This window comes from Pseudarthrobacter cellobiosi, from assembly GCF_023913815.1.
GTDB classification, from domain to species: Bacteria; Actinomycetota; Actinomycetes; order Actinomycetales; family Micrococcaceae; genus Arthrobacter; species Arthrobacter cellobiosi.
Map to the genome: position 1 here is coordinate 93,557 of NZ_JAMXBK010000014.1, position 11,232 is coordinate 104,788.

Below are 11,232 nucleotides of genomic sequence, written 5' to 3' on the forward strand. Positions count from 1 at the left end.
CGCGGTGTGACGGTCCCAGTCCACCCTTACTGAGGGGGTCATCCAAGTCAAGCAGGACTAACGGCAAACGCCTAGGTAGGGTGGACTGATGGACGTCCCTCCCTTTGTCTGGACCCTGACCATCGCGGGAATCGTGGGCCTGCTGGCTTTCGATTTCTTCTTCCATGTCCGTAAGGCCCACACCCCCACGCTCAAGGAATCGGCCATCTGGTCCTCCATCTATGTGGGGATCGCCCTCCTCTTTGGCCTGGGGGTGCTGTTGTTCGGCGGCACCACCATGGGCACTGAGTACTTCGCCGGGTACATCACGGAGAAGGCCCTGTCCGTGGACAACCTCTTTGTGTTCCTGATCATCATGGCCAGCTTCAAGGTCCCCCGTGCGGACCAGCAGAAAGTGCTGCTCTTCGGCATCGTGTTTTCGCTGATCGCCCGGACGGCGTTCATTTTCCTTGGCGCCGCTTTGATCAACACCTTCGCGTGGGTGTTCTACATCTTTGGCCTGATCCTGCTGATCACCGCTGGGAACCTGCTTAAGCCGGACAATCACGACGACGACTCCGAAGGTTTGGTGGTCAGGCTCGCCAAAAAGTACCTCCCGGCGTCGGCCCATTACGATGGCGACAAACTCTTCACCCATGAGAACGGCAAGCGCGTCCTCACCCCGATGCTCCTGGTGATGGTTGCCATTGGCGGCACCGACATCCTGTTTGCACTGGACTCCATCCCCGCCATCTTCGGCCTCACGCAGAACGTCTTCATCGTCTTCACAGCCACCGCGTTCTCGCTCATGGGCCTGCGTCAGCTCTTCTTCCTGATCGACGGACTGCTGGACCGGCTGATCTTCCTTGCCTACGGTCTCGCCGCCATCCTCGGCTTCATCGGCGTCAAGCTCATCCTGCATGCCCTGCACGAGAACAACCTGCCGTTCATCAACGACGGCGAGCACGTCAACGTCATCGAAGTCAGCACCGGCGTGTCCCTGACCGTGATCCTGGGCGTCCTGGCGGTCACCGTCCTGGCCTCGATCTTCAGCCCCAAGGGCAAGGCCAAGAACGCGGTTTCCGGCGCCAAACGGCACGCCACCGAATACCTGGACCTCAACTACGAAACGGACATGGCGGAGCGGGACAAGCTCTTCGCCCGGATGGTCCGGGAGGAAGACCAGATCCGCAGCCTGCCGGAGAAGTACAAACGGCTTATCCGCAACGAAACCGAATTCATGGACCTCCTCCGCAAAGCCCACACCGAGCACGACGACGCGCAGGTGCGGGCAGCACAGGAGTAGCCGGGGGCCTTATTGTCAGCCCCTCTTGCTAGATTCAAACCAGCGCCAGGGGAACTGCCCTCCGGCCAGGCACGTCAATGGGGAGGCCCCGTGTTTCTGCTCGATCCAGCCAGCGCTGATCCCGGTACTGTTGATCCGCGCCTCGCTGATCCCCGCCCCAGCGCGCCGCAGGACTTAGTGTTTTCCGCCAGCGATCTGGTGGCCGCCAGCGAATGTGAGTACCGCACGCTCCGCATCCTGGACGAGAAACTGGGCCGGTCCCCCAAGGCGCAGTTTCCCGACGACGAAATGCAGCGCCGTGCCGGGGCGCTCGGTGACAAGCACGAGGCCAAGGTCCTGGCCGGCCTGATCGCCCAGTACGGCGCTTGGGACGCCAGCCGCGGGGCCGGGGTGTACTCGATCGAGCGCGGGGAGAACACGCGCGGCGAGCTGCTGGCCAAGCACGCTGAAACGGAACTCGCGCTCCGCGCCGGGGCCGATGTCGTCTTCCAGGCAACTTTCTTCGACGGCGAATTCCTGGGCTACGCCGACTTCATCGTCAACGAGGCTGCCGGCACCGGCAATCCTGGACGCTACGAGGTGTGGGACACCAAGCTGGCACGGCACGCCAAGGTGGGCGCGCTCCTCCAACTCGCCGCCTACGGCGACCAGCTCATCGGCATGGGCCTGGACCCGTCGCCCCGGGTCACGCTGGTGCTGGGCGCCGTGGTGGACGGCGATTACGTCCGCAGCCACCACTCCCTGCCGGACCTGCTGCCGGTCTTCCGCGAGCGCCGCGACCGCTTCCGTGCCCTGACCGCCGCCCACCGGGAGGCCGGTTCGGCGGTGCAGTGGCAACAGCCCGGCGTCGCGTTCTGCGGGCGGTGCAACTACTGCGCCGAGCAGGTCCAGTCCCACCGCGACCTCCTGATGGTGGGCGGCATGACCACCCTCCGGCGGAAGAAACTCATCGCCGATCACATCACCACCATCGACGCACTGGCGGATCTCCCGCTCAGCAAGGCCACCGGCTCGGTGGCCCGGCTCGGCGACCAGGCCAGGATGCAGCTGGGCCGGGACGTTCCGGACGGTTCCCGCACCTTCGCCAAGGACGGCGAGGAGCACACCGTCACGTTCAAGGTGCTGCCGGAGAACGCCCTGGCAGAGATTCCCCGGCCCAGCCCGGGCGACATCTTCTTCGACTTCGAGGGCGATCCCCTCTGGCAGGACCCCGCCACCAGCAAGTGGGGGCTGGAGTACCTGTTCGGCGTCATCGAGGCACCTGTGTTTGACGGTGACGCTGCTGACGTCCACGCCGCCGACAAGCCCTTATTCCGGCCCTTCTGGGCGCATTCGCGCAACGAGGAGCGGCAGGCCTTCCTGGACTTCCTCGCCTATGTCGAAGAGCGCCGCGCCAGGTTCCCGGACATGCACGTCTACCACTACGCCGCCTACGAGAAATCGGCGCTGCGGAACCTGTCCGTCACGCACCTCGCCGGCGAGGACATCGTGGACAACTGGCTCCGCGACGGCCTCCTCGTGGACCTCTACGCCACCGCCCGGCATTCGCTGCGGATCTCCGAGCCCTCCTACTCCATCAAGAAGCTTGAGCCCCTGTACATGGGCAGCAACCTCCGCTCCGGGGACGTGAAGGACGCCGGAGCGTCCGTGGTGGCGTATGCCGGTTACTGCGCCGCCCGGGACGACGGCGACGACGCCGCGGCCGCCCACATCCTGGCCTCCATCTCCGACTACAACGAGTACGACTGCCTCTCCACCCTCCGCCTCCGTGACTGGCTGCTGGGTCTGCGCGGGACGTCTGCCTCACGCGCGGCGGACAGGCACGGAACAGCCGACGACGGCGGGCAGCCGGCGCCGTCGTCGTCCGCCGTTGCTGCCCCGCCACCAATTCCGGAACCCGAACCAACACCGGAGGAGCGCCGCCTGCAGGATTACCTGGCCGGCCTCCCCGACAACCGGCCGTGGACCAGCGACGAACGGGCCGTAGCCATGGTGGCCGCGGCCACCGGATACCACCGCCGCGAGCGCAAGCAGTTCTGGTGGGAACACTTCGACCGCACCGAGTCCGAGATCGACCACTGGTCCGAGCACCGCAACGTGTTTGTGGTGGATACCGCGGAAATACTGACGGACTGGGAGCTCGCAAAGCCCACGGCCCGGATGCGCACCCGCACGCTGAGGCTGACCGGAGTTATGAGCGAAGGGTCGGAGTTCAAACCCGGGAGCACCTGGTGCCGGCTCTACGATTCCCCGGTCCCTGACGGCCTGGACGATCCGCTGGGAGCCACCACGGGCCGCGGGTTCACCTTTGGCACGCTGGTGACCGCTGTGGAGGACCACCCGCGGGTTGCCGGCCAGACCATGATCACCATCGAGGAGCGGGAAACAGGGAAGGTCCCCGCCTATCCGCATATTCCGGTGGCGCTCACCGAGGACCAGCCGATCCGCACCGCCAGCATCGAAGCCGCCCTGGCCGAGCTGGCCCAGAGTGTCGGCGCCTCGGTCCCCGTCCTTCCGGAACACCCCGGCGTCGACATCCTGCGCAAGGTGCCGCCGCGCTTCCATTCGATGCCGGGTCCCGCCGCCGTCGGCAAGGACGTCGCCGGTGCAGCGGACTACGTCACGGCGATCACCGCCACGCTGCTGGATCTCGATCATTCGTACCTTGCCGTGCAGGGCCCTCCCGGGACGGGCAAGACCTACGTCGGCTCGCATGTCATTGCCCGGCTGGTGAAGCAGGGCTGGAAGATCGGGGTGGTGGGGCAGTCCCACGCGGTGGTGGAGAACATGCTGTGCACCGCGATCGAAACCGCCGGTGTGGATCCGGCGCGGGTGGCGAAGAAGCTGGCGGCCCCGCATCCCGTGCTGTGGCACCGCACGTCCGACGACGACGTCGCCGCGCTGCTCGTCTCCCCCGGCGGCTGCCTGGTGGGCGGCACCGCCTGGACCATGACGGGCAGGTCCGTCCCCGCCGGATCCTTGGACCTGTTGGTCATTGACGAAGCCGGCCAGTTCTCTCTGGCCAACACCCTGGCCGTGGCCCGCGCCGCCAAGCGGCTCCTGCTCCTCGGTGACCCGCAGCAGCTGCCGCAGGTCACGCAGGGCTCGCACCCGGAGCCCGTGGACGAGTCGGCCCTGGGCTGGCTCGCTGCCGGGCACGCCACCCTCCCCGGCGAACTGGGCTACTTCCTGGCGGACAGTTGGCGCATGCACCCGGACCTGTGCCGGGCCGTGTCCGTCCTCAGCTACGACGGAAAACTGGAAGCTGCGCCTGCGGCATCCCTCCGCAGCCTCGCGGAACTGCCGGCCGGGGTGGAAACAGTCTTTGTGGACCACAGCGGGAACACCAAGTCCTCCGCAGAGGAAGCTACCGAGGTGGTCCGTCAGGCCCAGCGGCACATCGGGCTGAAATGGCTTCCCGGCGACGACAAGCCGGCCAGGCCGCTGAACCCGGAAGACATCCTGGTGGTGGCCGCCTACAACGCGCAGGTCCAGCTGATCCGGCAGGCCCTGCACGACGCCGGCCTGCCGGGTGTCCGGGTGGGCACGGTGGACAAGTTCCAGGGCCAGGAGGCGCCGGTTGTCCTGGTGTCCATGGCCTGTTCTGCGGTTGCCGAAGCTCCCCGCGGGGCCGAATTCCTGCTGAACCGGAACCGGATCAACGTGGCTGTGTCACGGGGCCAGTGGCGAGCCGTGATCATCCGCTCCCCCGAGCTCACGAATTACATGCCGGCCAAACCGGCGGTGCTCGAGGAACTTGGCGCCTTCATCGGCCTCAGCACTGGCATCCATGGCCCGCGCAACACCCTGAGAAACCGTGTTCTCACCGCTGACTCAAGGTAAGTTCAAGGGGTGACATCCCAGAGCAACAGGTTGCCTGTCGGCGCCCTGATAGTCCTTGCCGCCATCGGCTTCACCGCCATCACCACCGAACTCCTGCCCTCCGGCCTGCTGCCCCAGATCAGCGCCGACTTCCGGGTCTCCGAGGCGACCGCCGGGTACCTGACGGCCGGCTATGCAGCCATCATCGTGGTCACCGTGATCCCCTTGTCCCTGCTGCTGTCGCGGGTCCCGCGCCACTACCTGCTCATCGCGTTGATCCTGTTCTTCGCGGCCAGCAACGCCTTGGTGGCCATCGTCTCCGATTTCGGCGCGGCCATGGGTTCGCGCGTGGTGGGCGGCATCGCGCACGGCCTGCTGTGGTCCGCCATGGCCCCGTTTGTGGCGCGGATCGTCCCCGCTCACAAAGTGGGCAAGGCACTGGCCATCGTGTTCAGCGGCAACAGCCTGGGACTGGCTATCGGCGCCCCGGTGGGCACCGCCCTGGGCAACATTGTCGGCTGGCGCGCGGCGTTCCTGGTCCTGGCCGCTTCCGGGGTGGTGCTGGCGCTCCTGGCCGTGTGGCTGCTTCCCCCGGTGCGGCGCATCCCCGACGCCCCGCACCCGTCCCTGCGCAAAGCGATCGGCCAGCCGGGAGTGAAGACTGTCGCCGTCGCCTGGCCGCTGATGCTTATGGCCCATTTCGCCTTGTTCACCTACATTGCGCCGTTCCTGCGCGAGGTCCGGCTGCCTGACTTCAGCATCCCGCTGTCCATCAGTGTCCTCGGAGTTGCCGGGCTGGTGGGTATCTGGATCGCCGGCATCACCGTGGATTCCCGGCCGCGGCGCTGGCTCCTGATCACCGTCGCCGGCGTCGTATTGTCCTTGGCCTTGCTCCCGCTGGTGGGAAGCGTCCTGCCGGCCTTGGCGCTCCCGGTCACGCTGGTCCTGATGCTGGTCTGGGGCACAGGCATCGGCGCGATGGGGATCTACAACCAGTCCGCCATCCTCCGCGCCGGCGGCGAGTACAGGGACGCCGCCAACGGGCTGACGGTGCTGACCATCCAGATCGGGATCATGATCGGGGCGATGTTCGGCGCCGCCGCCCTCACCATCGCGGGGCCGCTCCTGATCCCGATCGCCGCCGCCATCCCGGCCGCCGTCGCGTTTGTGCTGATCCTGGCGGGACGGCGGCACGCCTACCCGCCGGGGCCGAAAGAGCGCCAATCCAGTTTGGCCTAACAACGTCCCCAGCCTTCAGCGCGGGGCCGAAAACGTCCCCAACGTCCACGTGGCCCCCTCCCGCGCGGGGCTGGCGGGGAGCCTGTCAGCGGGCCCGGAAGTCCCGGAACGATCCGTCGGCCGCGGAGATTGACTCCTCCACCCGTTCCACCCGGCCGGGGACTTTCTCCGACCTCAGCCAGTCCAGGAGCTTTTGGATCTGCTGCTCAGGCCCCTCGGCCACGATGGACACCGAGCCGTCGTCGAGATTCCTCACCACGCCCTTGAGGGCCAGTTCGTCGGCCTTGCCCATCGTCCAGAAACGGAATCCGACCCCCTGCACCACGCCAAAGACGCGGGCAGAGAGCCGGATATCGCCGTTATCCCGGCCGGAGTCATCCAGGCGCCCGGAAAAACTCATGGCAGTCAGGACTGCTTAACCAGCGCAGCTTCGACGTTGATCTTCACCTTGTCACTGACCAGCAGGCCGCCGGCTTCCAGTGCGGCATTCCAGGTCAGGCCGAACTCCTTGCGGCTGATGTCGCACTCCGCGGAGAATCCTGCTCGGGTGGCACCAAAGGGGTCCACCGCTACCCCGGTGAACTCGACCTCCAGCTCCACCGGCTTGGTGATTCCGCGGATGGTGAGATCGCCCGTGAGCGTGTAATCCTCGCCGTCGCCCTCCACCGAGGTGGCCCGGAACGTCATCTCGGGGTACTCCTCCACATCGAAGAAGTCCGCCCCCTTCACGTGCCCGTCGCGGTTGGCGTCGCCGGAATCGAAGCTAGCCGTTTTGACCGTGGCGTGAAGCGAAGCGTCAGCCAGGGATGCACCAACGCGGGCTTCGGCCGAGGCGTCCGTGAAACGTCCGCGGACCTTGCTGATTCCCGCGTGCCGGACAGTGAAGCCAATCTCGCTGTGCGACATGTCCAGGGCCCAGACGCCCGATGTAAGGCCTGAAGGTAGGGTCACTTTTGCATCTCCTTTGTGGGAAACAGTGCTGTGGAAACCGGCCAGGACGACCGGTTTCCACACTGCTTCACTCCGGAGTTTTTGTCCAGATACTGACCCCAAATCCGCCCCCAGATGCCGTTATCTGGACGAAAACTCAGCGGGCTGGGCGGGCCTGGTCAGTTGATGGTGATGTCCCGCGTGCGGTGGTCGTAGCGGATAATGACCGTGCCGCCGTCGTGGTGCAGTTCGTGGTTGGGGCCATCGAACGTGCCGAACGCGCCGTAGTTCTCGTCCCACGAGCGGTTCAGGGCGATCTTGAAGGTGTATGAGCCGGCGGGCAGGTCGGCACTGATCTTCCACAGCTGGTCCAGGGCATCGAGCGTCAGCTGGGCCTCGTCATACTGCGGGGCCCAGTTTTCCGGCGCACCCAGGATGGTGTTGAAGTCGCCGGCAACCGCCACGGCCTCGGGCTGCGGGAAAGTCTCAACGGCATGCGCTTCTGCCGTTGCTTTAGTCGCAGTTTTAGGGGCTGCCTTGCGCGAGCGGACGGCCTTGACCACGGGCTCTACGGCGTCCTCGATGGCCTTGGCGGCCTTACCGACGGCGTCGGCGGCCTTCTTAGCGGGAGTCCGCTTCGCCGGCGCTTTCTTGGCGGGAGCCGCCTTGACTGCCGGTGCGGGTGCAGGCGCCGGCGGAATGGCCACGTCGGCAGGAACCGGAGTGCCGGCGTCGAGCGCTGTGGCGAAGGAATCCGCATCGGGGAAGGCCACCGTGGCGCGCATGCCGTCATCGGTGATGGTCCAGCCGGAACGGCCCTTGACCAGCCAGCCGGCCTTGACCAGCTTGGCCGTGGCGGACGTGAGCGTCTTGTGTCCACGCGGAATGCCGCCGCTGAGCAGCGTGGCCTCGTGATCACTGAAAGGCACGCGCGCGGTGGCTTCCGCCAGAACCTCGCCGGCATTGAGTGAACCGCCGGACCATACGCCTTCGGTCAGGACGTGCAGCACAGTCTTGAGTCGGAGGTCGGTGTTATCTGCGATGGACTTTGCCATGATTCCCCTTGCATAATGCGATCTGTCACTAGGCATCCTGCCAAGACCCTGTTAATCGCGCGACTTGAATTGGTTAACTCTGCGTGTCATGACCGACTATGACGCGGATTACAGCACAAGTGAGGCAGGAGTCTCGGCTAAGGGGCTGTTTACTCAACCCTGGAGCGCAAATCCCTGGTATCGCCGGACTCTTCCCCGGACGCGCTCGGGCACGAGTGTAGCGAGTGGGAACGCGCGGAGCTACCCGCGGTTCAGTTCGTCCAGAAGCTCTGCTTTTCGCTCCTCGGAGGCGAACGACGAATGGATGGAATTGGCCGCGAGCCGTGACCTGTCGAAGTCTGAAAGGTCAAAAACGCCCTTCAGCTGGGAAAAGTTGTCGTCCACGTACCCACCGAAGTAGGCCGGATCATCCGAGTTCACGGAGACGTTTAGCCCGGCGGCGAGCATGGCCGGCAAGGGATGGTCCGCCAGGGTGTCCACGGCGCGCAGCCGGACGTTCGAGAGGGGGCAGACCGTCAGCGGAATCCGGTCCGCAACCAGCCGCTCCACCAGGTCCGGGTCCTCCATGCAGCGGATGCCGTGGTCGATCCGTTCCGCTCCCAGGATGTCCAGCGCTTCGATAATGTACGACGGCGGCCCCTCCTCGCCTGCGTGCGCGGTCAGCCGCAGGCCCGCTTCGCGGCCTTTGGCGAACAGCCGCTCAAACTTGGCCGGCGGGTTGCCCACCTCGGCCGAATCCAAGCCGATGGCCGCGATGGGGGCATTCATGGCCAGCAGTCCGTCCAGGACCTCCAGCGCGGATTCCTCGGACTGGTCCCGCAGGAATGCGGCAATCAGCAGGGTGGACATGCCGAAGTCCTCCTGGGAGGTGGCCAGCGCCGACGCCACCCCGTTGACGCAGGTTTCCAGGCTGACGCCGCGGGACAGGTGGGCCTGCGGGTCCATCATGATCTCCGCGTGCCGGACCCCCGCGGCGGCGGCGCGGGCGAGGTAGGCGCGGGTCATGTCGGCGAAGTCCTGTTCGGTCTGCAGCACCGCCATGTTGGCGTAGTAGAGGTCCAGGAAGGACTGCAGGTCCGTGAACTCGTACAGTCCCCGGAGCTCCTCCAGGCCGGAGTACGGGAGGGTGATGCCGTTGCGTTTGGCCAGTGCGAGGATCAGTTCCGGCTGCAGCGTGCCCTCAATGTGCAGGTGCAGTTCCGCCACGGGCAGAAGCTGCGCCCCGGCGTCGGTCTCGGGCAGATCCGTCTCCGAAGGTTCAGTCCCTGGAAGTTCCGTCCCGGGCACTTCCGTACCTGGTAGTCCCGTCTGTGGCAGCGGATCGGCGGCAGTGTCCCGGTTGTTGTCCATCGGGTCAGGATATCGCCCGCCGGCCGGTTCGCGGCTAGAGTCGGATCAATGCGCAACCCTAAACAGGCTGACGATCCTTCCCTTCCCACTCACGGCCATCTGGCGGACGGCTTCGTCCGCGTCCGGGGCGCGCGGGAGAACAATCTGCGGAACGTGGACGTGGATGTGCCGCGCGATTCCATCGTGGCTTTCACAGGGGTCTCCGGCTCGGGAAAGTCATCACTGGCGTTCGGCACCATCTACGCCGAAGCCCAGCGCCGCTACTTCGAATCCGTGGCCCCGTACGCACGCCGCCTCATCCAGCAGGGCCATAATCCCAGGGTGGAGATGATCTCCGGGCTGCCGCCCGCCGTCGCGCTTCAACAGCGCCGCGGCGCGCCCAGCAGCCGCTCCACCGTGGGCACAGTGACCACGCTCTCCAACTCGCTCCGCATGCTGTTTTCGCGGGCGGGCACTTACCCGGCCGGCGCCGATCAGCTGGACTCCGACGCGTTTTCGCCGAATACAGCGGCCGGCGCATGCCTTGAATGCCACGGGCTGGGAGTCGCGCACACCGTCAGCGAGGAATCCCTGGTCCCGGACCCCGCGTTGACCATCCGGGAAGGTGCCGTCGCAGCGTGGCCCGGCGCCTGGCAGGGCAAGAACCTCCGCGACATCCTCAGCCACCTGGGCTACGACGTGGATGTGCCCTGGCGGAAGCTGCCCAGGAAGCAGCGCGACTGGATCCTGTTCACGGACGAGCAGCCCGTCGTGGAAGTCACGCCCGAGCGCGACCGCGTGGCCAAGCCGTACAAGGGTCGCTTCTGGAGCGCTAAAAGCTACGTCCTGCACACCCTGGCGGACTCGCAGAGCGCCGCCATGCGTGAGCGCGTCCTGGCGTTCATGGAATCCGGCCCCTGCCCGCGCTGCAGCGGCACCGGGCTCCGGCCTGAAGCCCTTGCGGTGTCCTTTGCCGGCCGCAACATCGCCGACCTCAACGCCGCACCGATGGCCGAACTGGCCGAAATCATCCGCCCCACCGCCGGGCTGAAGGAAGCCGGAACCGCGTCACGCCGGCAGTCCTCCGGCGAGGAAAACGAGGTGGCAGTGGCCATCACGGCCGATCTCCTGCAGCGCATCACCGTTCTCCTGGATCTGGGCCTCGGATACTTGGCGCTGGGCCGCGCCACCCCCACCCTTTCCCCCGGTGAGATGCAGCGGCTCCGGATCGCCACCCAGCTCCGGTCGGGACTGTTCGGCGTGATCTATGTGCTCGACGAACCGTCCGCCGGCCTCCATCCGGCCGACGCCGAACCGCTCCTGGCGGTCCTGGACCAGCTCAAGGCCTCCGGTAACTCGGTGTTTGTGGTGGAACACAACATGGACGTGGTCCGCCGGGCCGACTGGCTGGTGGACGTGGGTCCCCGCGCCGGGGAAGGCGGTGGCGAGGTGCTCTACAGCGGGCCGGTTGCCGGGCTCGCGGCCATCGAGGAGTCGGTCACCCGGCCCTTCCTGTTCGACGACGGCGGGGCGCGCGGCGGCGGGGCGCGCGGCGGCGGGGCGCGCGGCGGC

General features: G+C 66.6%; 8 protein-coding genes. 4 read left to right on the forward strand and 4 right to left on the reverse strand.

Annotation, left to right across the window (positions count from 1 at the left end):
- Positions 1-88 precede the first annotated feature (88 nt).
- The 3 genes from NG701_RS01495 (at position 89) to NG701_RS01505 (ending at position 6,346) form a co-directional block, all read left to right on the forward strand.
- Positions 89-1,285, forward strand: coding sequence for a TerC family protein (locus tag NG701_RS01495; protein WP_252563822.1), 1,197 nt, complete (start codon positions 89-91; stop codon positions 1,283-1,285).
- A 90-nt stretch (positions 1,286-1,375) separates the two neighbouring features.
- On the forward strand, positions 1,376-5,128 hold the full coding sequence (locus tag NG701_RS01500; protein WP_374208640.1) for a TM0106 family RecB-like putative nuclease: 3,753 nt from the start codon (positions 1,376-1,378) through the stop codon (positions 5,126-5,128).
- A gap of 9 nt (positions 5,129-5,137) precedes the next feature.
- Positions 5,138-6,346: an MFS transporter gene (locus NG701_RS01505; RefSeq protein ID WP_252563823.1), complete on the forward strand. Its 1,209-nt coding sequence runs from the start codon at positions 5,138-5,140 to the stop codon at positions 6,344-6,346.
- A gap of 85 nt (positions 6,347-6,431) precedes the next feature.
- Here NG701_RS01505 and NG701_RS01510 read toward each other — a convergent pair whose 3' ends face one another.
- From NG701_RS01510 to NG701_RS01525, 4 genes are all read right to left on the reverse strand, one after another.
- Complete coding sequence (locus NG701_RS01510) at positions 6,432-6,746, reverse strand: acylphosphatase (RefSeq protein WP_252563826.1); 315 nt, start codon at positions 6,744-6,746, stop codon at positions 6,432-6,434.
- 5 nt (positions 6,747-6,751) lie between these two features.
- A complete protein-coding gene (locus NG701_RS01515; protein WP_252563829.1) occupies positions 6,752-7,297 on the reverse strand; it encodes a YceI family protein in 546 nt (181 codons plus the stop codon).
- 158 nt (positions 7,298-7,455) lie between these two features.
- Complete coding sequence (locus tag NG701_RS01520; RefSeq protein ID WP_252563832.1) at positions 7,456-8,331, reverse strand: pullulanase X25 domain-containing protein; 876 nt, start codon at positions 8,329-8,331, stop codon at positions 7,456-7,458.
- Positions 8,332-8,571: 240 nt separating this feature from the next.
- Complete coding sequence (locus tag NG701_RS01525) at positions 8,572-9,681, reverse strand: adenosine deaminase (RefSeq protein ID WP_252563834.1); 1,110 nt, start codon at positions 9,679-9,681, stop codon at positions 8,572-8,574.
- A gap of 48 nt (positions 9,682-9,729) precedes the next feature.
- Here NG701_RS01525 and NG701_RS01530 point away from each other — a divergent pair.
- Positions 9,730-11,232: excinuclease ABC subunit UvrA (locus NG701_RS01530; RefSeq protein ID WP_509908561.1), on the forward strand; the 1,503-nt coding region annotated here is incomplete at its 3' end.